Origin of the sequence: Streptomyces gilvosporeus, assembly GCF_002082195.1 — a bacterium.
Classification (GTDB): Bacteria; Actinomycetota; Actinomycetes; order Streptomycetales; family Streptomycetaceae; genus Streptomyces; species Streptomyces gilvosporeus.
In genome coordinates this window covers 2,996,212-3,020,852 of the sequence record NZ_CP020569.1, presented here as the reverse complement: position 1 = coordinate 3,020,852, position 24,641 = coordinate 2,996,212, and the positions used below count along the sequence as shown (strand labels likewise).

20 protein-coding genes and 1 pseudogene are annotated in these 24,641 nt (G+C 72.4%); 13 read left to right on the top strand and 8 right to left on the bottom strand.

Annotated features, from left to right (window positions below; genetic code table 11):
• Positions 1–48: 48 nt before the first annotated feature.
• Positions 49–1,008 carry a dihydrodipicolinate synthase family protein gene (locus B1H19_RS13220; protein WP_083104948.1) on the bottom strand — a complete coding sequence of 320 codons (960 nt, stop codon included), beginning with the start codon at positions 1,006–1,008 and terminating at the stop codon, positions 49–51.
• 264 nt (positions 1,009–1,272) lie between these two features.
• Here B1H19_RS13220 and B1H19_RS13215 point away from each other — a divergent pair, with 264 nt between their 5' ends.
• The 6 genes from B1H19_RS13215 (at position 1,273) to B1H19_RS13190 (ending at position 6,681) form a co-directional block, all read left to right on the top strand.
• Positions 1,273–2,364 (top strand): sialidase family protein, encoded by a 1,092-nt coding sequence (locus B1H19_RS13215; RefSeq protein WP_203237145.1) that lies wholly within the window; start codon positions 1,273–1,275, stop codon positions 2,362–2,364.
• The gene (locus B1H19_RS13210; RefSeq protein ID WP_083104947.1) at positions 2,361–3,692 is read left to right on the top strand and encodes an ABC transporter substrate-binding protein; all 1,332 of its coding nucleotides are present in this window, start codon (positions 2,361–2,363) and stop codon (positions 3,690–3,692) included. Before B1H19_RS13215 ends, B1H19_RS13210 begins: the two co-directional genes overlap by 4 nt.
• 64 nt (positions 3,693–3,756) lie before the next feature.
• Entirely contained in the window at positions 3,757–4,737 is a 981-nt protein-coding gene (locus B1H19_RS13205; RefSeq protein ID WP_083104946.1) for a carbohydrate ABC transporter permease, read from the top strand.
• A complete protein-coding gene (locus B1H19_RS13200) occupies positions 4,734–5,582 on the top strand; it encodes a carbohydrate ABC transporter permease (RefSeq protein ID WP_083104945.1) in 849 nt (282 codons plus the stop codon). Before B1H19_RS13205 ends, B1H19_RS13200 begins: the two co-directional genes overlap by 4 nt.
• An 83-nt stretch (positions 5,583–5,665) precedes the next feature.
• A complete protein-coding gene (gene npdG, locus B1H19_RS13195; RefSeq protein ID WP_083104944.1) occupies positions 5,666–6,397 on the top strand; it encodes an NADPH-dependent F420 reductase in 732 nt (243 codons plus the stop codon).
• A gap of 101 nt (positions 6,398–6,498) precedes the next feature.
• Positions 6,499–6,681, top strand: coding sequence for a hypothetical protein (locus B1H19_RS13190; RefSeq protein ID WP_083104943.1), 183 nt, complete (start codon positions 6,499–6,501; stop codon positions 6,679–6,681).
• A gap of 34 nt (positions 6,682–6,715) precedes the next feature.
• On the opposite strand, the gene B1H19_RS13185 is transcribed toward B1H19_RS13190, so the two are convergent.
• A complete protein-coding gene (locus B1H19_RS13185; protein WP_083104942.1) occupies positions 6,716–7,522 on the bottom strand; it encodes a site-2 protease family protein in 807 nt (268 codons plus the stop codon).
• 276 nt (positions 7,523–7,798) lie between these two features.
• Between B1H19_RS13185 and B1H19_RS13180 the strand changes: the two genes are divergently transcribed.
• Positions 7,799–11,128, top strand: coding sequence for an ATP-binding protein (locus tag B1H19_RS13180; RefSeq protein ID WP_237289275.1), 3,330 nt, complete (start codon positions 7,799–7,801; stop codon positions 11,126–11,128).
• Between the two features lie 53 nt (positions 11,129–11,181).
• Here B1H19_RS13180 and B1H19_RS13175 read toward each other — a convergent pair whose 3' ends face one another.
• The 3 genes from B1H19_RS13175 to panB all read right to left on the bottom strand — a co-directional run bounded on the left by B1H19_RS13175 (position 11,182) and on the right by panB (position 14,043).
• A complete protein-coding gene (locus B1H19_RS13175; protein ID WP_083104941.1) occupies positions 11,182–12,012 on the bottom strand; it encodes an ABC transporter permease in 831 nt (276 codons plus the stop codon).
• Complete coding sequence (locus B1H19_RS13170; RefSeq protein WP_083104940.1) at positions 12,009–13,052, bottom strand: ATP-binding cassette domain-containing protein; 1,044 nt, start codon at positions 13,050–13,052, stop codon at positions 12,009–12,011. Before B1H19_RS13170 ends, B1H19_RS13175 begins: the two co-directional genes overlap by 4 nt.
• Before the next feature lie 109 nt (positions 13,053–13,161).
• Positions 13,162–14,043 (bottom strand): 3-methyl-2-oxobutanoate hydroxymethyltransferase, encoded by an 882-nt coding sequence (gene panB, locus B1H19_RS13165; protein ID WP_083104939.1) that lies wholly within the window; start codon positions 14,041–14,043, stop codon positions 13,162–13,164.
• A 190-nt stretch (positions 14,044–14,233) separates the two neighbouring features.
• Here panB and B1H19_RS13160 point away from each other — a divergent pair, with 190 nt between their 5' ends.
• Both B1H19_RS13160 and B1H19_RS13155 read left to right on the top strand, forming a co-directional pair.
• A complete protein-coding gene (locus B1H19_RS13160) occupies positions 14,234–15,853 on the top strand; it encodes an MFS transporter (RefSeq protein WP_083104938.1) in 1,620 nt (539 codons plus the stop codon).
• A complete protein-coding gene (locus B1H19_RS13155; protein ID WP_083104937.1) occupies positions 15,850–16,497 on the top strand; it encodes a TetR/AcrR family transcriptional regulator in 648 nt (215 codons plus the stop codon). Before B1H19_RS13160 ends, B1H19_RS13155 begins: the two co-directional genes overlap by 4 nt.
• 204 nt (positions 16,498–16,701) lie before the next feature.
• Here B1H19_RS13155 and B1H19_RS13145 read toward each other — a convergent pair whose 3' ends face one another.
• Positions 16,702–16,956 carry a hypothetical protein gene (locus B1H19_RS13145; RefSeq protein WP_083104936.1) on the bottom strand — a complete coding sequence of 85 codons (255 nt, stop codon included), beginning with the start codon at positions 16,954–16,956 and terminating at the stop codon, positions 16,702–16,704.
• Between the two features lie 313 nt (positions 16,957–17,269).
• On the opposite strand from B1H19_RS13145, the gene B1H19_RS13140 reads away from it, so the two are divergent.
• Together B1H19_RS13140 and B1H19_RS13135 are read left to right on the top strand one after the other, a co-directional pair.
• A complete protein-coding gene (locus B1H19_RS13140) occupies positions 17,270–18,274 on the top strand; it encodes an endonuclease/exonuclease/phosphatase family protein (RefSeq protein ID WP_418361512.1) in 1,005 nt (334 codons plus the stop codon).
• A 138-nt stretch (positions 18,275–18,412) separates the two neighbouring features.
• A pseudogene (locus B1H19_RS13135) lies at positions 18,413–18,604 on the top strand (MFS transporter); the annotation flags it as partial.
• A gap of 410 nt (positions 18,605–19,014) precedes the next feature.
• Here the strand turns inward: B1H19_RS13135 and B1H19_RS13130 are convergent.
• Both B1H19_RS13130 and B1H19_RS13125 read right to left on the bottom strand, forming a co-directional pair.
• Positions 19,015–20,766, bottom strand: coding sequence for an NAD+ synthase (locus tag B1H19_RS13130; protein ID WP_083104933.1), 1,752 nt, complete (start codon positions 20,764–20,766; stop codon positions 19,015–19,017).
• Between the two features lie 98 nt (positions 20,767–20,864).
• Complete coding sequence (locus B1H19_RS13125) at positions 20,865–22,697, bottom strand: multicopper oxidase family protein (RefSeq protein WP_083104932.1); 1,833 nt, start codon at positions 22,695–22,697, stop codon at positions 20,865–20,867.
• A gap of 235 nt (positions 22,698–22,932) precedes the next feature.
• On the opposite strand from B1H19_RS13125, the gene B1H19_RS13120 reads away from it, so the two are divergent.
• On the top strand, positions 22,933–23,655 hold the full coding sequence (locus B1H19_RS13120; protein WP_237289274.1) for a DUF998 domain-containing protein: 723 nt from the start codon (positions 22,933–22,935) through the stop codon (positions 23,653–23,655).
• Entirely contained in the window at positions 23,652–24,572 is a 921-nt protein-coding gene (locus B1H19_RS13115) for an alpha/beta fold hydrolase (protein WP_083104931.1), read from the top strand. Before B1H19_RS13120 ends, B1H19_RS13115 begins: the two co-directional genes overlap by 4 nt.
• The last annotated feature ends 69 nt before the right edge of the window (positions 24,573–24,641 follow it).

The following is a 24,641-nucleotide window of genomic DNA, read 5'->3' as shown; positions in this document are numbered from 1 at the left end:
TGTCACCCATACGGGCTCAACGGCCCGACGCCCCAACGGCCCAACGGCTCACCGCACCGGCGGCAACCCCGCGGCGGTCAGCCGGCGTCCCACCTCCGCTACCGCCTCCCGGCTCAGCGGGATCTGCGGGAAGGCGGTGGCGCCGTGGTCGATCACGCCGAGCAGCCACAGCGCCGCCTTGAAGGACCCCAGCGCGGCGGAGCTGCGGCCCATCGCGTCCTCGGGGCCGATATCGGTCATGGAGAACAGCGTGACCAGCCGATCCTGTTCGGCCGCCGCCCGCGCCCAGTCGCCGGCCCGCGCCGCCTCGTAGAGCCGTACATAGCCCGCCGGGTCGACGTTGCCGAGACCCGGGACCACGCCGTCGGCGCCCGCCAACAGGGCCGCGTCCACGGTGAGTTCGGAGCCGGTGAGGACGGCGAAGCCGGGCGCGGGGCCGCCGGGGCGAGCGGTGCGGCCGCCGAGGGCGACCAGCACCCGGCGCAGCGCCCCGTCGTCGCCGCTGCTGTCCTTGAGGGCCGCGAGGGTGCCGTCCTCGGCCAGTTCCTGCACCACGGGGAGGGGGAGCTTGTGATGGACGGCCACGGGGATGTCGTACGCCACGACGGGCAGTCCGGTCTCGGCGCGCAGCCGGCGGAAGTGCGCGGCGATCTCGCGCGGATGGGTGCGGGTGTAGAAGGGCGCCGTGGCCACCAGGGCGTCGGCGCCCAGCGCGGCCGCGGCGCGGGCGTGGTCGAGGACGCGGGGGGTGGTGGTGTCGATGACCCCGGCGAGGACGGGCACCCGGCCGTCCGCGGCCTTGACGACGGTCTCCAGGGCGGTGGCGCGCCGGTCGTCGGTGAGATAGGCGACCTCGCCGGTGGAGCCGAGCGCGAACAGCCCGTGGACGCCGCCGTCGAGGAGGTGGGTCACCAGGCGGGTGAGGGAGGCGGTGTCGACCTCGCCGTGCGGGTCGAGCGGAGTGCAGACGGGCGGGACGACGCCGCGCAGCGGTGCGGGAAGTGCCATGGGGGCGTCCTGTAGGGGGATTTGGGGTCTCGGGAATCCACCATAGGCACGCGCCGCGCTGCCGGCCCGACGGACGCGCGGTCCTGGGGCCGAACGGGGCGGGGCCGGGCGCCGATGGGTCGTTCACCGCGATTTCACCCGGTGTCGAGCACCCCGTTGCCGACACGAAAACGGCCGATGTCGGGTGCCTTGACGGTCAGTTGGGCCCTCTTTATGGTCACCGCAGGACAGGGACATCCTACGTCCGGCCCTTGGGGGTGACCCGTGGTGGACGAGAGCTCAGTGCCGTACCGGGCCCGGACCGAGGGGTATACGAGCTTCCGGATCCCGGCCGTGGTGCGGGCGCGCTCCGGGGCCGTGCTCGCCTTCGCCGAAGGACGTGCCGCCTCCGCCTCCGACACCGGCGACATCGATGTCGTCCTCAAACGCTCCGCCGACGGCGGCCGCACCTGGGGCCCGCTCCAGGTCCTGGCCCGCAACGGCACCGGCACCGCCGGCAACCCCGCACCGGTCGTCCTCTCCGGCGGCCGGGTGCTGCTCCTCCAGGTCCACAACGCCGCCGACGCCACCGAGGACCGCATCCGACGCGGCCAGGTCCCGCCCGCCGACGGCCGCCGCGTATGGATCCAGCACAGCGACGACGACGGCGCCACCTGGAGCCCGCCCCGCGAGATCACCGACCAGGCCAAACGCCCCGAATGGCGCTGGTACGCCACCGGCCCCGGCCATGCGCTGCGGCTGCGCCACGGCCCGTACGCCGGACGGCTCGTCGTCCCCGCCAACCACTCCACCCCACCGGCCGCAGACGGAGACACCGGCACCGAGGCCCGCTACAACGGCGGCCACGCGCTGCTCAGCGACGACGACGGCGCCACCTGGCGGATCGGCTACACCGACGGCGACACCGACCCCTCCGTCGCCCCCAACGAGACCGCCGCCGCCGAACTGCCCGACGGCACCCTCTACCTGAACACCCGCTCCGAGGCCGCCGCCCCCTGGCACCGCGCCGACGCCCGCTCGCGGGACGGCGGCGACCGTCTCGCCGCTCCCTTCCGCCCCCAGGCGGGCCTGGCCGGACCGGTCTGCCAGGGCAGCCTGCTGGCCCTCGCCGACCGCGACGAGCTGCTGTTCGCCGGCCCCGCGCACCCCCTGGCCCGCGCCCTGCTCACCCTGCGCACCAGCCGCGACGGCGGCCTGACCTGGCGGTGCGCCCGTACCGTCTCCGGACTGCCGGCCGGCTACTCCGATCTCGTCCGGCTGGATGCGGCGAGCGTCGGACTGCTCTACGAAACCGGTGACTACAGCGCCTATTCGACGATCACCTTCCGCCGCATCCCCGTGGAGGAGCCCGCATGACCAGCATTGACCTGCCTCGCAGAGCGGTCCTGGGCACGGCGGCCGGCGCCGTCGCCGCCGCCTGCCTCACCGGCTGCGGCGACAGCGGCGACGACCACCCCGCACCGAGGGAACGCAAGAAGGGCCAGAAGATCACCCTGTCCTTCTGGTCCTGGGTGCCCGGTATCGACAAGCCGGTGGCCCTGTGGAACCGCAGGAATCCCGAGGTGCAGGTCACGGTCGAGCAGGTGTCGGCCGTCGACGGCGAGCAGTACGCGAAGATGCACGCCGCCATCAAGGCGGGCAACCCGCCCGACCTGGGCCAGATCGAGTTCCCGGTGATCCCCAGCTTCCTGCTCGACAACGGGCTGCTCGACCTCGCCCCGCTCGGCGCCGCCCGCCACAAGGACAAGTTCTTCGGCTGGCAGTGGCGGCAGTCGGTCTTCGGCAAGGGCATCTACGCCATCCCCCAGGCGTCCGGCCCGATGGGCCTGTTCGTCCGTCAGGACCTCTTCGAGAAGTGGGACGTGCCGGTCCCCACGACCTGGGACGCGTACGAGGCGGCCGCCAAGAAGATCCGCAAGAAGGGCGCCTGGATCGAGACGTTCTCCGCCACCAACGGCAACCGGCTGGCCGGTCTCGCCTGGCAGGCGGGCGCCAAGTGGTACGCCACCAAGGGCGACACCTGGCTCATCAGCATCGACGACGAGCCCACCCGCAAGGTGGCCGACTACTGGGAGGCCCTGGTCCGGCAGAAGCTCATCAAGACCATCCCCGACCGGCAGGACGCCTGGTACAAGGACCTCCAGACCGGCGCCATCCCCGCCTGGGTGGGCGCCAGCTGGGGCGATGCGCTGCTGGTCGGCAACGCACCGGGCACCAAGGGCAAGTGGCGGGCCGCGCCGCTGCCGCAGTGGAAGCCCGGCGGGCGGACGTTCGCCAACTGGGGCGGCTCGACCACCGCCGTCTTCGCCAAGGCGCCCTACCCCAAGGACGCCCTGGACTTCGCGGTCTGGCTCAACACCGACCCCGAGTCCATCGCCCTGCTCATCGAGGGCGGCTACGGCTTCCCCAGCGCCAAGAAGGGCTATGCCACCGGCGCTCTCGACGTGGACAAGGCGTTCTTCGGCGGCCAGGAGTACAGCAAGATCTTCGCCGACGCCGGGGCCCATGTGGACACCAGCTGGCAGTGGGGACCCGGCGTGGACACCCTCTACCAGCGCCTGGGCGACGCCTTCACCGACGCGCTCGGCACCGGCGCCTCCTTCCGTTCCGTCCTGGCCAAGGTCCAGGGCCAGACGATCGCCGACCTCAAGGGCAAGGGCCTGAAGGTGGAGAGCGGCGCGTGAGCGAGCGAACCATCAGGAGGTGCGTGCCTCGCGAATGCGAGGCCGAGCGAAGCGAGGTGTCGGCATGAGTCGGGACACGCTCAGCCGGCCCGAGCCGGTGGCCCGCAGGGCGCCGGACGGGGCGCGTCCGGCGCGCCGCATCTCGCGCACCGAGGCCCGCAACGCCCGCGCGGCCGCCGGATTCGTCCTGCCCTTCCTCGCGCTGTTCGCCCTGTGCTTCCTCGCGCCGATCGTGTACGCCGTCTACCAGAGCCTGCACAAGACCGAACGCACCGGCCCGCTCGGCCTCGGCGGCCAGGAACACGAGGTGTTCGCCGGGCTCGCCAACTACACCCACGCCCTGAGCGACGACCAGTTCCTCGCCGGATTCGGGCGGGTGCTGCTCTTCGGCGCCGTCCAGGTGCCGCTGATGATCGTCCTCGCCACCGCCCTGGCCCTGCTCCTGGAGGGCGCGAGCGCCCGCGGCATCCCGTTCTTCCGCAGCGCCTTCTTCCTGCCGTACGGCGTCCCCGGAGTGATCGCCTCGATCCTGTGGGGCTTTCTCTACGTCCCCGGGATCAGCCCACTGGTCAAGATCGCCCAGTCGGTGGGCTGGGACGTGGACTTCCTGGCCCGCGGCACCGTTCTGTGGTCCATCGCCAACATCGTCACCTGGCAGTTCACCGGCTACAACATGCTGGTGCTGATCGCCCAGCTCAAGTCCGTCCCCGAGGAGCTCTACGAGGCGGCGCGGATCGACGGGGCGAACGCCTGGCAGGTCGCCCGGCACGTCAAACTCCCGCTGATCCGCCCCGCGCTCGTCCTGACCGGCGTCTTCAGCATCATCGGCACCCTTCAGCTGTTCGCGGAACCCAAGGTGCTGCGCCCGCTCGCGTCCTCCATCGACAGCGGCTTCACCCCCAACCTGCACGCCTACAGCGAGGCGTTCGTCGGCAACAACCAGCATGTGGCGGCGGCCGAGGCGGTGCTGCTCGCGCTGGTGGCGTGCGTGGCGTCCTTCGTCTTCCTGCGGCTGGTCGGCGGGCGCGGAAAGGAGCGCGGATGACCCGGCCCCCCGTCCGCTACCGCATCATCACCGCCTCGCTGCTGACCGTCGCCGCGCTGTACTTCCTGACGCCGGTCTACTGGCTGATCGTCTCGTCCACCAAGTCCAGCGCCGATCTCTTCGGCACCTTCGGCTTCTGGTTCTCCGGCCATCCGCGACCCCTGGGCAACCTCACCGACGTCCTGACCTACGACCACGGCGTCTACGCCCGCTGGTTCGCCAACTCCCTGCTGTACGCCGGGATCGGCGCGGTCTGCGCCACCCTGCTGTCCGCCGCGGCCGGCTACGCGCTGGCCAAATTCCCCTTCCGCGGCCGGGAGGCGGTCTTCAACACGGTGCTCGCCGGGGTCCTCGTCCCGGGCACCGCGCTCGCCCTGCCGCTGTACTTCCTCTTCAGCTCGATGGGGCTGGCCAACACCTACTGGGCGGTGCTGATTCCCAGTATGGTCAGCCCGTTCGGGGTCTATCTGTGCCGGATCTACGCGGCCGCGGCGGTGCCCGACTCGCTGCTGGAGGCGGCCCGGATCGACGGCGCGGGAGAGGCGCGGATCTTCGGGCGGCTGGGGCTGCGGCTGATGACCCCGGCGCTGGTCACCGTCTTCCTGTTCCAGTTCGTCCACATCTGGAACAACTACTTTCTGCCGCTGGTGATGCTCTCGGACTCCCGCCTGTATCCGATCCAGCTCGGCCTGACCTCCTGGATCGGCTTCTCGGACCGCAAACCCGTGCTCTACCAGTACACGGTGGGCGGCGCGTTCCTGTCGGTGGTGCCGCTGATGGTGCTGATGCTGGTGCTCCAGCGGTACTGGCGTACGGGGCTGACGGAGGGCAGCGTGAAGGCATGACGCCGCGACTCCCGTGACCACTCCCGCCACCACTCCTGTCACCCCGCCCCGTACGGCCGGGCCGGCGTGACAGTATCGCTGTCATGACTACTTCTGACGCTGCCCAGTCCCCGAACGCCGCGACCCGCGCGAAGGCCGCCCTCAAGCGCGACCCCTGGGACCTGCCCGACGTCAGCGGCCTCGTCGTCGGCGTCCTCGGCGGCACCGGCGACCAGGGCCGCGGCCTGGCCTACCGGTTCGCCCGGGCCGGCCAGAAGGTGATCATCGGCTCCCGGGTGGCGGAGCGCGCGCAGACCGCCGCCGACGAGCTCGGCCTGGGCATCGAGGGCGCCGAGAACGCCGAATGCGCCCGGCGCAGCGATGTGGTGATCATCGCCGTCCCCTGGGAGGGACACGGCGCAACCCTTCGGGCGCTGCGGGACGATCTGGCCGGCAAGCTCGTCATCGACTGCGTCAACCCGCTCGGCTTCGACAAGAAGGGCGCCTACGCCCTGACGCCGGAGGAGGGCAGCGCCGCCGAGCAGGCCGCCGCCCTGCTGCCCGGCGCCCGGGTCACCGCCGCCTTCCACCATCTGTCCGCCGTGCTGCTCCAGGACCCGGACACCGAGCGGATCGACACCGATGTGATGGTGCTGGGCGAGGCCCGCGCCGACACCGATGTGGTCCAGGCGCTGGCCGCCCGCATCCCCGGCATGCGCGGCGTCTACGCCGGCCGGCTGCGCAACGCCCACCAGGTCGAGTCGCTGGTCGCCAACCTGATCTCCACCAACATCCGCTACAAGGCGCACGCCGGGCTGCGGATCACCGACGTCTGAGGCGGCGGGACGCCGTGGCCGCCATGCCGCTGACGGGCGGGGGCGGGGCATGGGGGACACTGGGTGGGAATGCCCGATCCCTTCACCCAGGAGTCGATCCCATGCCCCGCCTCGCCCTGCTGGCCCTCGCCCTGTGCGCCCTCGCCGTCGCCGCGGCCGTCATCTCCTTCGTGAACGGCAGCTTCGTGGGCATCGTCTGGGTCCTGATGGCCGGTATCTCCAGCAATATGGCGTGGTTCTACGTGCGCAAGGCGAAGCTGGAGCGCGAGGCGTCGGCGAGCTGAGCCCGCCCGTCGGCGAGCCGAGGCCGCCGCGGCGCTACACGACGCCGCCGGTCGGCGACAGCTGCGGCTCGCCCTGCCAGAACCGGAAGAACTCCTGGCCCCAGTACGTGTCCCAGTTCGTCACGCCCAGGGTGCGCAGGACGGTGTCGACGACCTGGAAGAACACCCCGTTGATCTCCGGCACCCACAGCAGCCCGAACACCGCCAGCAGCCCGAACGGCGCGAACGGCTCCACCTGCCGCCGTATCTTCAGCGACAGCCACGGCTCGATCACGCCATAGCCGTCCAGCCCCGGCACCGGCAGGAAGTTCAAGATCGCGGCCGTGACCTGGAGCAGCGCCAGGAACGCCAGCGCATAGCGGAACGGCTCCGGTACGCCGTCGAGTGCGTGCAGCCAGAACGGGGCCGTGCACACCACCGCGAACAGCACATTGGTCAGCGGCCCGGCCGCCGAGATCAGGCTGTCCCGCCAGCGGCCCCGGATCCGGCTCCGCTCGATGAACACCGCACCGCCCGGCAGCCCGATCCCGCCCATGATCACAAAGAGCACCGGCAGCACGATGCTCAGCAGGGCGTGGGTGTACTTGAGCGGGTTCAACGTCAGATAGCCCTTGGCGCCCACCGTGATGTCGCCGCTGTGCAGCGCCGTACGGGCATGGGCGTACTCGTGCAGGCACAGCGACACGATCCAGCCCGAGACCACGAACAAGAAGACCGCGAAGCCGGTGTTGGCGGCCATGGTCTGGCTCCACACGGCCCATCCCGATACCGCCATGACGGCGACGAGCGCGAGGAAGACCGGGCTGATGCGGCGCTCGGCGCGCTGTAGAGCTGTGGTCATGTGCCGTGGTCTCCCGAGGTGTCGTGATCGGCCCGTGGTCGCGAGGGGCGAGCCCCGACCGTAACCGCGCGACGCCCTTCGGCGCACGGTCCGCTCGGCGGCCCTGTGCGGAAAACGTCGCGCGGGGGGCGCCCGGTTCCGTGCACAGTGGACCTCAGGGGAGAAATCAGGGGAATGACCCATGCCACATCAGGGGCGGGTCAGGGGGCGTCGGGGGTCGGTCCGCGCGCCACGGGGCACGGCGAGAGGTGTGAGCGGACGGTGGGCGGCAAGGCCGTGAACGACAATGGCGCGGTGCGCTACGGAATCCTCGGCACCACCCGGGCCGACCGGTCCGACGGCACCCCCGTCGCCCTCGGTGGCGCCCGGCTGCGCGCCCTGCTCGCCGCCCTCGCGCTGCGGCCGGGCCGGGCGCTGCCCCCACACGTCCTGATCGCCGACGTCTGGGGCACCGAGCCGCCCGCCGACGCCACCGGCGCCCTCCAGGCCCTGGTCGGCCGGCTGCGCCGGGCCCTCGGCCACGCCGCCATCGCCTCCGTCGACGGCGGCTACCGCCTGTGCGCCGAGCCCGACGCCGTCGACCTGCACCGCTTCGTCCGGCTCGCCGCCGACGGCGCCCGCGCGCTCGCCGAGGCCGACCCGGCCCGCGCCGCCGCCCTCCTGGACGAGGCGCTGGCGCTCTGGCACGGCCCGGCGCTGGCCGATCTGCCCGACCCCGGAGCCGAGGCCGCCCGCGCCGAGAGCCGCCGCCTGGACGCCCAGCGCACCCGCGCCGCCGCCGATCTCGCCCTCGGCCGGCCGGAACGGGCGCTGCCCGCCCTGACCGCGCTGTGCCAGGACCACCCCCTCGACGAGCCCCTCCAGGCCCTGCGGCTGCGCGCCCTGCGGGCCGCCGGCCGCGCCGCGGAGGCGCTCGCCGCGTACGAGGCGATACGCACCACACTCGCCGACCGCCTCGGCACCGACCCCGGCCCCGCACTGCGCGCCCTGCACGCCGAACTGCTGCGCCCGGCGTCCGAGCGGACGCCCGCCCCCGCAAAACCCGCCGCGGACCGGCGCCCCGGCAACCTCCGCGCCCGCCCGACCTCCTTCGTCGGCCGCGACGCCGACCTTGCGGCGCTGCGCGCGGACCTCGCCACCCACCGCCTGCTGACCCTGCTGGGCCCGGGTGGCGCCGGAAAGACCCGGCTGTCCCTGGAGGGCGCCGAGAGCGCCGCGGCGGCGGCACCGGACGCCTGGCCGCACGGCGTCTGGCTGGCCGAACTGGCCCCCGTGGACGACCCGGCGACCGTGCCGGAAGCGGTGCTCACCGCGCTGGGCGCCCGCGAGACCGTGGTGCGCACCACCACCGCCGAGGGGCTGCGCGCGGCCGGCGACCCCACCGCCCTGGACCCGCTCGCCCGGCTCGCCGCGGAGTGCGCCGGCCGCCGGATGCTGCTCGTCCTGGACAACTGCGAGCATGTGATCGGCGCCGCCGCCCACCTCGCCGAGCGGCTGCTCGCCGAATGCCCCGGCATCACGGTGCTGGCCACCAGCCGCGAACCGCTGGCCGTGCCGGGCGAGGTGCTGCGGCCGGTCGAACCGCTGCCCGACCCGGTGGCGCTGCGCCTGCTCGCCGACCGCGGAGCCGCCGCCCGCCCCGGCTTCCGTACGGACACCGACGCGGACACCGCGGCCGCCTGCGCCGAGATCTGCCGCCGCCTGGACGGACTGCCGCTGGCCATCGAACTGGCCGCCGCCCGGCTGCGCGCGCTCTCCCCGCGCCAGATCGCCGACCGCCTCGACGACCGCTTCCGGCTGCTGACCAGCGGCAGCCGCACGGTCCTGCCCCGCCAGCAGACCCTGCGCGCCGTCGTGGACTGGTCCTGGGAGCTGACCGGTGCCCGCGAGCGGGCGGTGCTGCGTCGGCTGTCCGTCTTCGCCGGCGGCTGCGATCTGGCCGCCGCCGAGGAGGTCTGCGCGGGCGAGGGCGTCGACCGCCGCGATGTCGCCGCCCTGCTCGGCGCGCTGATCGACAAGTCGCTGGTGGTGGCCGCGCCCGCCCCCGAAGGGACGATGCGCTACCGGCTGCTGGAGACGGTGGGGGAGTACGCCGGCGAGCGGCTGGACGAGGCCGGCGAACGGGAGACGGCCGAACGCCGCCATCTGGTCGCCTACCGCGAACTGGCCCGTACCACCGACCCGTTGCTGCGCGGCCCCGGGCAGCGCGCCGCCATGGACCGCCTGGAGCTGGAACACGACAACCTGCGCACCGCGCTGCGCCGCGCCCTCGCCGCCCGCGACGAACACGAGGCGCTGTGCCTGGTGCTGTCCCTGCACTGGTTCTGGATGCTGCGCGACCACCTCAGCGACGCCCGCCACTGGGCCCAGGCCGCCGGGGCGCTCGGCCCCAACCCGTTCGTCCCGGCCCCCGCACCCGCCCCCGACCTGGCCGAACGCCCCATCGACGGCCCGCCGCCGATGGCCCCCGAACAGCTGCTGGAGGCCCGCCGGGAGGTCCGTCTGGTGGTGCTCTCGTGCAGCGACAGCCACCTGGAGATGCTGCGCAGCCTCGAAATGCAGACGGAGCTGGAGGGCATCATCGCCGCCTATCGCAGCGGGATGCCGCAGACCTGCCGGATGCCGGGCCTGATGTGGTACTTCGCGGTGCTGTTCACCGGCCGGTTCGAGCAGCTGGGGGAGCTGGTCGACCGCGCGGTGGCCGCCTGCCGCGGCTTCGGCCGCGACTGGGAGCTGGCCTACCTCCTGCAACTGCGCTCCAAGATCCTCAACGACCGCGTCGGCCGCCTCGCCCATGCGCAGGCGGACGCCGACGAGGCGCTGTCGCTCTTCGACCGGATCGGCGACGCCTGGGGCGCGGCGGAGGCGCTGGCGGGGCGCGGTGAATCCCGGGAGAGGCGCGGCGAGTACGCCCTCGCGGTGCGGGACTACGGCGCGGCGATGCAGCGCGCCGAGGACCTGGGTGCGCACGGCCAGACCCTGCTGCTGCGCGTCCGGCTGGGCGGCGTCCTGCTGGAGGACGGCCAGGAGGAGGCCGGGGAGCGGCTGCTGCGCGCGGTCCTGGCGGAGGCGCAGGAGGCCAGCGGCACCCGGGATGCGCTGGCGTTCGCGCATCTGACGCTGGCGGCGCATCTGGCCGTCCAGGGCCGGACGAAGGAGGCCCGCGCCGAAGTGGACGCCGTACGCGAGGCGTTCGGCCGGCGCATGCCGGAGCTGTTCGCCGGCATTCTGGACGCGGCGCTGATCCTGCTGGACATCGAGGAGGGCGGCGGCCGGGATCTGCTGGCGCGGTGCCGGGGGGTGCTGGCGCTGATGCAGGACTCGATGGCGCAGATGGTGGCGCCGGACCTTCTGGTGCTGCAACTCCTTACGGCGGCACGGGTGCTGACCGCCGTCCACGGCGAGCGCGGTGCCGCCGGGGCGGCCCGGCTGGTAGGCGCGTACGACGCCCTGCGCGATCCCTCGCACGCCCCGCCGAAGGCCGTACGGGACAACCGCTCCCGCGCCGAGGCCGCCGCCCGCGCGTTCCTGGACGATGCGGCGTACGCGCGCGGGTACGCCGAAGGCGGCGCCCTCTCGCTGGAAGAGGCCGCCGCCCTGGTCTGACGCGAGCCGGGCGGGCGAGTGGTCCCGCGGAGCCGCGCTCCGCGGGACCCGCGTCAGGTCTTCCTGCGGAACTTCCGGACCGCGAGCGGCATCGTCACGGCCGTGATGGCGACCGTCCAGGCGAGGGTGATCAGCACGGGGTGGGCCACCGGGCCCTCGCCGTTGATCAGGGCGCGGGCCGCGTCCGCCAGCTGGGAGAGCGGATTGACGTCGGTGAAACTCTGGAGCCAGCCGGGCATGTTCGTCGTCGGCGTGAAGATGGACGAGCCGAACTGGAGCGGCATCAGCACCAGCATCGCCATGCCCTGGACCGCCTGCGGGGTCTTCGCGGTGAGCCCCAGCAGGATGAATATCCACATCAGGGCGGCGCCGAACATCGTGGACAGCACGATCGCCGCGGCGAATTCGAGCATGCTGCCCTTGATCTGCAGGCCCATCACCAAGCCCATGGCGAGCAGGATCGCGATGGCGACCAGCATCCGGCCGATCTCGACGACGATCTTGGCTATCAGGACCGAGGACCGGGCTATCGGCAGGGTCCGGAAGCGGTCCATGACGCCCTTGCGGAAGTCCTCGTTGACGCCGGTGCCCACCGCCATGGCGATGTTCATGCCCATCATGGCCATCAGGCCGGGCACCAGATGCTGGAGATAGGCGTCCTGATGGCCTTTTCCGGCGATCTGGCCGCCGAAGACGTACACGAACAGCAGGATGAAGATGATGGGCATCAGCAGGACGTCCATCATCGACTCGGGATCCTGCTTGATCTGGAGGGCGTTACGGCGCACCAGCGCGCCGATGTGCCGCAGATTGGCGCGCAGGCCGATCCGGCCCTCGTCGGCGCCCGGCTGCACGGCGGGCGCGGTCACGGTCGCGGCGCTCATGCCGACACCTCCGCAAGGCTCTTGTCGCCGGCGTCCGCCGCGTCGTGTTCTTGTTCCTGCCCGGCCGTCGAGGTCTTCTGGCCGGTGAGGGCCAGGAACACCTCGTCCAGGCTGGGCAGATGGGTCGATATCCCGGCCAGCGCGAAACCGCGCTGCCCCAGGAGCCCCACCACCGCGGTCAGCTGCTCATCGCTGACGATGGGGACGTTGACCACGCCCTCCGCATGGTCGGCGGTGGCGCCCGCGACGCCGTCCAGACCGGCCTGCGCGAGGGCGCCGACCATCCGGTCCAGCTCCGCGGGAACGGTCGGCCGGATCTGGAGTGTCCGCCCGCCGACCTTGGCCTTCAGCGCGTCGACCCGGCCCTCGGCGATCACCCGGCCGCGGTCGATCACCGTCAGCTCGTCCGCCAACTGCTCGGCCTCCTCCATGTACTGCGTGGTCAGCAGCACCGTCACACCGTCGGCCACCATGCGCCGGACCTCCGCCCACACCTCGTTACGGGTACGGGGGTCGAGCCCGGTCGTCGGCTCGTCCAGATAGAGCACCGCCGGGCTGCCGATCATCGAGGCGGCCAGGTCCAGGCGGCGGCGCATACCGCCGGAGTACTTGGCGGCGGGGCGCTTGGCGGCCTCGGTCAGGGAGAACCGCTCCAGCATCTCGTCCGCACGCCGGCGGGCGTCCTTGCGGGACAGATCGAGCAGCCGCCCGATCATGTAGAGGTTCTCCCAGCCGGAGAGCTTTTCGTCGACCGAGGCGTACTGTCCGGTCAGGCCGATCGTCCGGCGCAGCGCGCGGGGTTGGCGCACCACGTCGAAGCCGGCCACCACGGCGCGCCCGGCGTCCGGCACCAGGAGGGTGGACAGGCACCGTACGAGCGTGGTCTTGCCCGCGCCGTTGGGCCCGAGGACCCCGAGGACGGTGCCTTCCCGCACGTCCAGGTCCACCCCGTCGACGGCCTTCACCTCGCCGAAGTGCTTGACCAGACCGCGCACCTCGACGGCGTTGCCGCGTGGGGTGATTGTCGTCTTTCGCGTCATGCCGTCAACACTGCCGGCAGCCACTGACAACGCACCGACAGCGCACCTACACCGCGCCGACAGCGCGGCGACGCGTCCGGCGCCCCGGGGAGACGCCGGACGCCGGACCTCAGTGGAAGGTGTGCGCCGCCGCGGGGAAGTCCCCGGCGACGACCTCCTCGGCGAACTCCTTCGCCGCGTCACCGAGCAGCTGCCGCATCTCCAGGTACTTCTTCACGAACTTCGGCACCCGGCCCGCCGTCATGCCCGCCATGTCCGTCCACACCAGCACCTGGGCGTCGCAGTCCAGGCCCGCGCCGATGCCGACGGTGGGGATGTGCAGGGAGCGGGTGACCTCGGCGGCCAGTTCCGCCGGTACGGCCTCCAGGACGACGGCGAAGGCGCCCGCGTCCTGGACCGCCTTGGCGTCCCGCAGCAGCTGCTGGGCCGCCTCCTCGCCGCGGCCCTGGACCGGATAGCCGCCGAAGGCGTTGACCGACTGCGGGGTGAGGCCCACATGGGCCATCACCGGGATGCCGGACGAGACCAGCAGCTCCACCTGGTGCGCGGAGCGCTCCCCGCCCTCCAGCTTGACGGCGCCCACCCCGGCCTCCTTGACCAGGCGGGTCGCGCTGCGCAGCGCCTGGACCGGGCCCTCCTGGTACGAGCCGAACGGCAGATCGCCGACGACCAGCGCGCGGTGGGTGCCGCGGACGACGGCGGCGGACAGCAGGGTGATCTCGTCCATGGTGACCGGGACGGTGGACTCGTAGCCGAGGTGGCAGTTGCCCATCGAATCGCCGACCAGCAGGACGGGGATGCCGGCCTCGTCGAAGACGGAGGCGGTCATCGCGTCGTAGGCGGTGAGCATCGGCCACTTCTCGCCGCGCTCCTTGGCGGCGGCGATGTCACGGACCGTGATGCGCCGCGAGCTCGTTCCCCCGTACAGGGTCTTGCCGTTCTCGGATGCGGGCCGGTCGCCCGTCTTCCGGGCAGGCGAAAGCTGCGTCATGGTGACGGCTCCTGTTCGTTCATCTCGAGGCACCCTGACGGTGTCCCCGGACTCCGCTCCATGCTGGCATGCCGGGCGCGTACAACGGAAGGGGGCTGTGACCTGCGACGTCACCGGGGTCGCGGCGACACGACAGCGACATTCACCGATACGGAACGGGTCCGTATCGAAAAAGGAGTATGGTGGTCCGATGGCGACCTCTTCCACCCCGCCCGCCGGGCAGCCCGCCCGTCAGGTCCCCGACGCGATCCACCGGCGCCGCTGGGTGATCCTGTCCGTCCTCATGCTCAGCCTGCTGATAGTGGTGCTGGACAACTCGATCCTCAATGTCGCGATGAAGACCATCGCGAGCCCGGTGCCCTCCGGCCTCGGTGCCACCCAGAGCGAGCTGGAGTGGGCGATCAACGCCTACACGCTGGTCTTCGCCGGGCTGCTGTTCACCTCCGGCCTGCTCGGCGACCGCCTGGGCCGCAAGAAGATGCTGCTGTCCGGGCTGACCGTCTTCGGCGTCGGCTCGGTGCTCGCGGGCATGGCCGGCTCGCCCACCGAGCTGATCGCCTTCCGCGCCATGATGGGCCTCGGCGGCGCCTTTGTGATGCCCGCCACCCTCGCCATCCTGATGAACGTCTTCGAGCGCGAGGAGCAGCCCCGCGCGATCGGCATCTGGGCCGGCGGCGTGGGCCTGGCCATCGCGATCGGTCCGATCGCCGGCGGCCTGCTCCTGGACCACTTCTGGTGGGGCTCGGTCTTCCTGGTCAACGTCCCCGTCGTCCTGGTCGCGCTCGGTTCGATGGCGGTCCTGGTGCCCGACTCCAAGGACCCCAGCCCCGGCCGGATGGACCCGTTCGGTGTGCTGCTCTCCGTCGTCGGCCTGGTCCTGCTGGTCTACGGGATCATCAAGGGCGGCCAGCTCGCCGACTTCACCGACCCGCAGGTGCTGGGCGCCATCGCCGCCGGCCTCGTCGTCCTGACGGTCTTCGTCCTGCACCAGAAGCGCAGCGCGCACCCGTCCATAGACATCCGCTACTTCCGCAAACCCGCCTTCTCGGCCGCCGTCGCCGCCGTCGCGCTGGTCTTCTTCGCGCTGATGGGCGTCACCTTCTTCATCGTGTTCTACGTGCAGAGCGTGCGCGGCTACAGCCCGCTGGAGGCCGGTCTGCTGATCCTGCCGCTGGCCGTGGCCCAGCTGACCTTCTCGCCGCGGGCCCGGCACGCCGTGGACCGGTTCGGCGCCCGCGCGGTGTGCACCGTCGGCATGCTGACCATCGCCGTCACCATGTCCGGCATGCTGCTGCTGACCACCGACTCCCCGATCTGGATCCTGGAGGTGCTCTTCTTCCTCCAGGGCACGGGGATGGCGCACATCATGCCGCCGGTCACCGTCGCCATCATGCAGTCGCTGCCCCGAGAGAAGGCCGGCTCCGGCTCGGCGCTCAACAACGTCTTCCGGCAGGTCGGCGGCACCCTCGGGGTGGCCGTCCTCGGCTCGCTGCTGTCCACCACCTACCGCGACGGCATCACCGCCAAGCTCGCCGCCCTGCCCGGCATACCGGCCGCCGCCCGCCACGCGGCCGGCGAGTCCATCGAGGCCACCCTCGGCCTCGCCCGGCACCTGGGCCCGGCGGGCCGCGGTCTGGCCGCCTCCGCGCAGCACGCGTTCGTGCACGCCATGCACGTCACGGCCCTCGGCTCGGCCTCCGTCGCGGTGGTGGGTGCCGTGGTCGTCGCCGCTTTCCTGCCCGGCAAAATGGGACCGGCGCCGCGTCCTGCGGAGCCCCAGGAGCGGCGGAAGGCGGGCGTACAGGGATGAGCCGGGCGGTGGGAGACCCCCAGACGGCGGCGGCCGGTACGCGGGCGGACCGGGCGGTCCCCGGGCGCCGCGGCCGGCCGCGCAGCGCCGCGGCCGACTCCGCCATCATCGAGGCCGTCCTGCGCCTGATCGAGGAGGGCGCCGCCATCGGCGAACTGTCGATGGAGCGCATCGCCCGCGAGGCGGGCGTGGGCAAGGCCACCGTCTACCGCCGCTGGCCCGGCAAACACGCCCTGATGCTCGATGTGATGCGCTCGCTGGACACCCCGCCCCCGGTGCTCGAAGGCGCCTCCGTGCGCGACGACCTCGTCGCCCTGCTGGAGTTCCTGCGCCGCCGGGGCCTGGCCAAACGCAACTCCGCGCTGCTGCGCACCGTCGTCAGCCATGTCCAGGCCCACCCCGAACTGTGGGCGGAGTACCACGAAACGGTCGTACGGGCCCGTAACGAGGCGCTGCTGCGGGTGCTGCGGCGCGGTATGGCCAGCGGCGAGATCCGCAGCGACCGCGATGCGGAGACCCTCGCCGACCTGTTCGTCGGCCCGATGCTGGCCCGCGCCATCCTCCACGAGTGGAGGGAACTCCCCGAGGGCCTCGCGGCGGATATCGTCGACACGGTCCTGGAGGGCGTACGCCCCGGACCCTAGGGCCTGTCCGATGGGTCATGGCCGGGCCCGCGGCGTCTGGCACGGCACTCCCCCAGCTAACGCTGGGGGTGCCCCCACGCGGCGTTGCCGAAACGTCCCAATAGCTCCGCTATCAGGCCGCTCCGGCGCCTTGCGATGCACCGCACCAGACGCCGCGGCCTTTCCGACCCTGACCCATCGGACAGACCCTAGGCCCCGCCCCGTTCAGCCGAAGAACACCAAAAGCAACGCCACCACGGTGACGACGACGGCGCCGGCCACGAACCCGCGGATCACCTTCTGCTGCCAGGGCGCGATATAGCCACCGCGCAGCGCGCTCCCCATCCGGCCGTACTGCTCGACCCGTCCCATCGGCGTCAACGCATCCGTCGGCCCCTGCGGCATGCCCTGCGTCCAGTCGGGCCCCGACCGGGGATAGCGGCGCCGCCACCCCTCGTCCTCCCGCCACGGCAGTGTCATCTGCTGCTCCTTGCCTCTTCCGTCCCCGCCTCGGCTACCCCCGGTCTGACGGACCACGCGCGCGGTGCGAAGTCCGGAATATCCCGCCCACATGACCGGATCATGCCCGTTGTGTCACAGCCGCTGTCACGTGGCCGTCCGCCGGAACCCCGACCCGCCGACACCCCGTCCTCACCACCGAGAAACGCGCCACCGGCCCTTCCGCGGCGGCGCGGATCTAAGAACGCGAATTAAGTCCATCGCCTAGGGTCGACAACCACAGGCGAGGCGCACCACAGCAGGCAGTGAGGGCAACTACATGGCGCAGGCATTCATGACGGAGCCGGAGCAGGGACGGGGCCCCGAACGGTCCGGCCCCCGGGCCGGACGCCTGCGGAACTGGTGGCGTCCCGAGGGAATGTGGCGCCGCGGCATCGTGCTCGCCGTACTGGCCGTCCTGCTCGGGGTGTTGATGTTCTGGCACTCGCAGATCCCCAACGACGTGGGAAACCTGGGCAGTCTGCTGGAGACCTTCCTGCCCTGGTTCGGCCTCGGCGTGCTGCTGCTGTTGCTCTGCGCGGTGCTGCGCCGCTCGGCGACGGCGCTGATCGCGCTGGTCATCCCGGCGGTCGTCTGGCTCAACCTCTTCGGCGGACAGCTCACCGACAAAGCGGGAACCGGCGGCAAACTCACCGTGGTCACCCACAACGTCAACGCCGAGAACCCCGATCCGGCCGCCACCGCCCGGGACATCGTCAACTCCAAGGCCGATGTGGTCGCCCTGGAGGAGCTGGCCGGCAACGCCCTGCCCACCTATGAGCGGGAAATGGCGAAGGCGTACCCGTATCACACGGTCAAGGGCACCGTCGGCCTGTGGAGCAAACTGCCGCTGAGCGACGCCCGGCCGGTCGACATCAAACTGGGCTGGGTCCGCGCGCTGCGCGCCACCGTCACCGCCCCCGACGGCCAGAAGGCCGGCATCTACGTCGCGCATCTGCCGTCCGTACGCGTCAAGATCGAGGCGGGCTTCACCGCGAACCAGCGCGACGGCAGCGCCAAGGCGCTGGGCGAGGCCATCGCCGCCGACCCGCTGAAGAAGGTCATCCTCCTCGGCGACCTCAACGGCACCATGAACGACCGCTCGCTGGCCCCCGTCACTTCCCAGATGCGCTCGGCCCAGGGCGCCGCGGGCGACGGCTTCGGCTTCAGCTGGCCGGCCGCCTTCCCGATGGCCCGGATCGACCAGATCATGGTCAAGGGCATCGACCCGGTCGCCGCCTGGACGCTGAAGGACACCGGCAGCGATCATCTTCCGCTCGCGGCCTCGGTCGGGATCTGACGATACGGGCGGGGGGTACGGGACGGCGGCGGCCCGACACGGGCTCGTCACGTCCCGTTCCCATGCCGGAATACCGGACCTGAGACACTTTGTTCCGTGCGTGAACGAACTGCTCCTCCGGAAAGGTCCAGGCCCCTCATGCCCTTGGCTCTGCTCGCGCTCGCGATCTCGGCCTTCGGAATCGGCACCACGGAATTCGTGATGATGGGCCTGCTGCCCAATGTCGCGGACGATCTGGGCACCTCGGTGCCCACCGCCGGCCATCTCGTCTCCGCCTACGCCCTCGGCGTCGTCATCGGCCCGTCCGCTGCGCTTTGCCTGGGCCGACGTTGTGGCTTCCTCGCCGTTGCGCCTGCGGCGCGTCCGGTGTGCTTTGCCTGAGCCGACGTTTTGGCTGTACCCGACGTTGTCGGCTTTCCCGCCGCGGTGTCTTCTCGCCGTTGCGCCTGCGGCGGGCTGGTGCCGCTGCGCGGGGCTGTCCGGCAGCGGCACCGGCCCTACACGGCTCCGCCGCTACGGCCCGGCACCTCCCCGTTGGGGGTGGGGAAAAACGGTGGGGGTGGACCACCGGCCTTCTTCCCCCCACCCACGGGAGGGGCCGCGCCGCAGGACGAAGTCCGGAGGCGTGGCACCGCACCCGTACCAACCCACGCCCGCCGCTGGGGGTACCTCCCAGCGTTAGCTGGGGGAGCAACGGCGGCAAACCCCTACGGCGGGAAAGCCGAAAACGTGGGGAGGAACTACCCCTCCCGCCACTGGTTGGTGATCGGCAACCGCCGGTCCTTCCCGAAGCCCTTGGCCGAGATCTTCGTACCCGGCGGGTACTGCCGGCGTTTGTACTCGGCGCGATCGACAAGGCGCAGGACGCGGGTGACGAGGTCCTCCTCGAAGCCCCGCGCGACGATGGCCTCGCGGCCCTCGTCGCGGTCGACGTACAGCTCCAGAACGCGGTCGAGGACGTCGTACTCGGGCAGCGAATCGGTGTCCACCTGGCCGGGGCGCAGTTCGGCGCTCGGGGGCTTGATCAGGATGTTCTCGGGGATCGGCGGGGTCTGCCCGCGGTCGGCCGCCGCCTGGTTGCGCCAGCGGGCCAGCTGGAAGACGGCGGTCTTGTAGACGTCCTTGATGGGCCCGTACGCGCCCACCGAGTCGCCGTAGAGCGTCGAATAGCCGCATGCCAGCTCGGACTTGTTGCCCGGGGCGAGGACGAGATGGCCCTCCTGGTTGGAGATCGCCATCAGCGTCGTACCGCGCAGCCGCGACTGGAGGTTCTCTTCGGCGAGCCCCGTCAGCCCCAGCGATTCCATGTACGCGTCGAACATCGGGGCGATCGGCACCGTACGGAAGGCGAGTCCGGTACGGCGGGCGAGTTCGGCGGCGTCGGCGAGGGAGTGGTCGGAGGAGTAGCGCGAGGGCATCGCGATGGCGTGGACGTGCGCCGGGCCCAGCGCGTCGCAGGCGAGCGCGGCGACCAGCGCGGAGTCGATACCGCCGGACAGTCCGAGGACCACGCTGTTGAAGCCGTTCTTGGCGACATAGGCGCGCAGGCCCACGACCAGCGCGGTGTAGATCTCCTCGATGTCGTCGAGCCGTTCGGCCTCGCCGCCGAGCGTCTCGGGGGCGTAGGGCGGCAGCGGGTCGGGGGTCAGGACGACATGGTCGACGCGCAGCCCGTCGTCCAGGACGCCCGAGGGCGGTTCGGGCGCGGCGGCGGGCAGTTCGAGGTCGATCAGCACACAGCCCTCCGCGAACTGCGGTGCCCGCGCGATCACCCCGCCGTCCTTGTCGACGACGATGGAGTCGCCGTCGAAGACCAGCTCGTCCTGGCCGCCGATCATCGCCAGATAGGCGGTGGTGCAGCCGGCCTCCTGCGCCCGCTTGCGGACCAGCTCCAGCCGGGTGTCGTCCTTGTCCCGCTCGTAGGGCGAGGCGTTGACGGAGAGCAGCAGCCCCGCGCCCGCGCTGCGGGTGGCCGGCACCCGGCCGCCCTCCTGCCACAGGTCCTCGCAGATGGCGAGCGCGACATCGACGCCGTGCACCCGCACCACGGGCAGCGTGTCACCGGGGACGAAGTAGCGGAACTCGTCGAAGACGCCGTAGTTGGGCAGATGGTGCTTGGCGAAGGAGAGGGCCACCCGGCCGCGGTGCAGCACCGCGGCGGCGTTCTGCGGGGCGCCGGCCGGGCGGCCGTAGCGCCGCTCCTCCCGTTCGCCGCGGTCGAGATAGCCGACGACCACCGGGAGTTCGCCCAGCCCCTCGTCGGCGAGCCGGCCGGCCAGCGTGTGCAGCGCGGTGCGGCTGGCCTCGACGAAGGACGGGCGCAGCGCGAGGTCCTCGACGGGGTAGCCGGTCAGCGCCATCTCGGGGAAGGCGACGAGGTGGGCGCCCTGTTCGGCGGCGTGCCGCGTCCAGTGCACGATCGTCTCGGCGTTCCCGGCGATATCGCCGACGCAGGAGTCGATCTGGTTGAGGGCGAGACGAAGTTGGGCCACGGGATCAGTGTAGTTGACGATAATCGTCTGAGTGACGCGAAGGGGGAGGGGGAGGCCGGACGGCGCGCGTCCGTGCCTCCCCCTCCGCAGGCCCTGCCCTACTGCTTGCGGTAGCCCAGGACCGTCATCATCCCCGACTCCGAGTGGTAGATGTTGTGGCAGTGCATCATCCACAGGCCCGGGTTGTCGGCGTCCATCTCGACGCTCAGGGTTTGGCCGGGCACCAGGACCGTCGTGTCCTTGCGCGGCCCGCCGTCCGGCAGCTGGTAGGTGTGCCCGTGCAGATGGACCGGGTGCCACATCTTGGTCCGGTTGCGGAACGTCATCCGCACCCGCTCACCGGCCGCGACGGGGTAGCGCTGGTCCGGCGTGTACGGCTTGCCGTTGAACGCCCAGTTCCACTTGGCCACCGACCCGGTGAGCTCGAAGTCGAGGGTGCGGTCGACGCTCCGCTCCTCCAGCCGGACGGACTCCGCGGACTTCAGGTGGATCGACCTGAGCACCTTGCCCTGGAGTTCCTTGGGGCGGGTGTCGGGACCGGGCGCCTCGCCGCCGCCGGTGCGCAGGACGGCCATCGCGGCGCCGGTCTTGCCCTCCGCGAGCGCGGTGAGCGGGAAGGCGCCGTCCTTGACGGTGACCAAGACGTCGTAGCGCTCGGCCATGCCGATCAGCAGGGCGTCGGTGGTGGCGTGCTCGACGGGGAAGCCGTCGGTGTGCGTGATGGTCATCCGGTGGCCGCCCAGGGCGACCCGGTAGCCGGTTTCGCCGCTCGCGTTGATGATCCGGATCCGGATGCGGTCGCCGGGCCGGGCCTGGAACGTCTCCGGGTTCTCGGGCGCGCGGCCGTTGATGAGGTAGTACGGGTAGTTCACGTGCCCGCCCACGCCGCCCAGCAGCGTGCTCGTGGTGCCGCCCACCAGGATGCGCGACGGCCTCATGGGAGCGGGGCCGTCGGCGGGCTGCCGCGGGACAGCGGCGTGCCCGGGGCCCTTGCCCGTCTCCCGGGGGGCGTTGTCCTTGTGCCCGGAGTCCCTGCCGGTGTCCGTGTCCGCGTCCCTGTCCGGGTCCATGGCGTCCATGGCCGCGTCCATGTCGCCCCGGTCCATGCCGTCCAGGTCCAGGCCGTTCATGTCCATGCCGCCGTGGCCCTTGCCGCCGTGGCCCTTGTGGGCGTGGGCCTGGCCGGTGCGGCGCATCTGGCTGTGGCCCATGTCGCCCATGCCCTTGTCCAGCTCGGCCAGCACCTGGTCAGGGGTGCTGCCGTCCACCCCGTCCAGCCAGTCGTCGATCAGGACGATCCACTCCTTGTCGTAGCGGAGCGGCTCCCTGGGGTCGTCGACGATGACCGGTGCGTACAGCCCGCGGTCGATCTGCACGCCGGTGTGCGGATGCAGCCAGTACGTGCCGGGGTCCGGCACGGTGAACTGGTAGGTGAAGGAGGCGCCGGGCTGGACGCCGCGCTGGGTGATCTCCGGCACGCCGTCCATGTCGTTGCGGAGCCGGATCCCGTGCCAGTGCACGCTCGTGGACGCCGGGAGGTGGTTGTCGAGCGTCATGTGGATCTGGTCGCCCGCGGTGACCCGGACTTCCTTGCCGGGGAACTCGTCGCCGTACGCCCAGGTCCCGACGGTACGGTCGCCCAGGTTGAGCATGCCGAAGGTGGCGGTGACTCTGAACTTCCGTACGGTGCCGTCCGCGCTGCGTTCCTTCTCGGCCGCGGCGACCTCCGGGCCGTCGGGACTGACATAGCCGCTCGGGACGTTGTCGTGGGGCCCGCCGTTCTTGCCGTCGGCCATCCCGTCCACGCCGCCGCGGGCACCGGAGGGGCTGCCGGAACAGGCGGCCAGCAGGCCGCCGCCTGCGACGGCGGCGCCGGCGGCGAGCACGTCGCGGCGGGATCGGGAGGGGGGCTGGGGGGAGTGCGTAGGCATGGAGAGATGCACCTCGTGTCGGTGTCGAAGTGAGCAGGCCGGCGGGGGCCGACCGGGACGGTCAGGAGCGTGGGCGCGAACGCCTCCGGGCGGGCCGGTCCGCGCAGGGCGCGCTGCGCCGCTCTCACCGCATTGCCGTAGGCCACTCGCCTATATTTGGGCTTCCCGCGCTTGGCAAGGGCCCGGCACTCCGTTGGACGGGCCGGGTCCACCCGATCCGATCACCAGGACGGCCGTGACCGACACCCGCACCGCCCCCGTCCGCCGCCGGGCGGCCGCCGTGCTGCTGTGCGCGGGGGCCGTCGCCTACACGGCCTGGGTGCTGGAGCTGGCGGTCGCCACCGGTATCGACCCCGTCCGGGCGTACGTCAGCGAACTCGCGGCCGCCGACCAGCCACTGGGCGGGCTCTTCCGCGCCACCGACCTGGCCGCCGGGCTGCTGGTACTGGCCGGCGCCCTGCTCGCGCTCGCCGCCCCGCGGCGCAGGCCCTGGACGACGGCGGGCTGGGCCGCGCTCGCCCTCTTCGGCGCCGCCACCGCGCTCGACTCCCGCCTGCCGCTGAGCTGCGCGCCCACCACGGATCCGGCCTGCGCCGCCCGGGAGACCGCGGGCCTGGTCCCGGCCACCCACACCGCCCACGCCGTCAGCAGCTCCCTCGCCCTGACCGGCGCGCTGGCCGCCCTGTTCCTGCTGACGTTCGCGGCCCGCCGCTACGACCAGTGGCCGGCGCTGGCCCGCTTCGGCCCGCCGCTGGTCCTGGCCGAACTCGCCGCCACCTGCTGGACGCTGTCATCGGTCGCCGCCTTCACCGCGGGCCGCGGCACCTGGGCGCTCGGCCTCGGCCAGCGCCTCCAGGTCCTGCTCGTCGCCCTCTACCTCGCGCTGCTGGCAGGGTGCACGGCGCGCACCACGGGGAACGAACACCCCAGGAAACCGAAGCCGGAGGCCTGCCCATGAACCCTCGCCCCACCAGCGCTCCCGGTCCGATACGCGCCCCCGGCCGCATCCGCACCGTCGACGGCATCCCCCTGCACGTCCTGACCGAGGGCACCGGCCCGCTCTGCGTCCTCAGCGGCGGCCTGGGCATGGCCTGGTTCGACTGGGACGCGGTCGCCGCCCTGCTCGCCCCGTACCGCACCGTCATCCGCTTCGACCGCCCCGGCCTGGGCCTGAGCGCCGCCGCGCCGGAGCCGCCCACCCTCGCCGCCGAGGCCGACCGCATCGCCCGGGTCCTGGACGCGCTCGGCCACCGCGGCCCGGCCACCGTCGTCGGCCACTCCCTGGCCGGCTTCCACGCCGAGGCGTTCGCCCGGCTGCACCCGCGCCGCTGCGCCGGTCTCGTCCTGGTCGACGGCAGCACCGAGGACGATCCGCGCCCGCTGCTGCCCCGCGCGCTCCGTACGGCCTGCGCGTCCGGCGTCGCCGCCGCGCTGTCCGCCGCCGGGGTGCCGCGCGCCCTGGGCCCCGCCGCCCGCCGGCTGATCGGCCGCGCCCAGACCGTCGCCGCCCATCCGTCGCACCCCTGGGAGCACGCCGGATACCGCACCAGCCGGGTGCTGCGCGCCTGCGTCCTGGAGAACGCCACCTACCCCTACCAGGCCGCCGAACTGGCCGCCCTGCGCCCCGGCCACCCGCTGCCCGCCGTCCCGGTCGCCGTCCTGGCGGCGTACGACGGCGGGGAGACCGCCCGCGACCTGCGCTGGCTCGAACGCCAGCGGGCGCTCGCGGCGGTGCTCGGCGGCCGTTTCACGGTCGCCGCCCCGGCCGGCCATCTGGTCATGGCCGACGCCCCCGAAGCCGTCGCCCGCGCCGTACTGGACCTGCACGACCGCAACGACCGCACCTCGGTGAACCCTTCACCGACAGACCGCTGAGCTGCACCGCCATGCAGCACCCGCCCCGCAGCTCCAGGACACTCCTGGCATGGACCCGCCAAATGACGG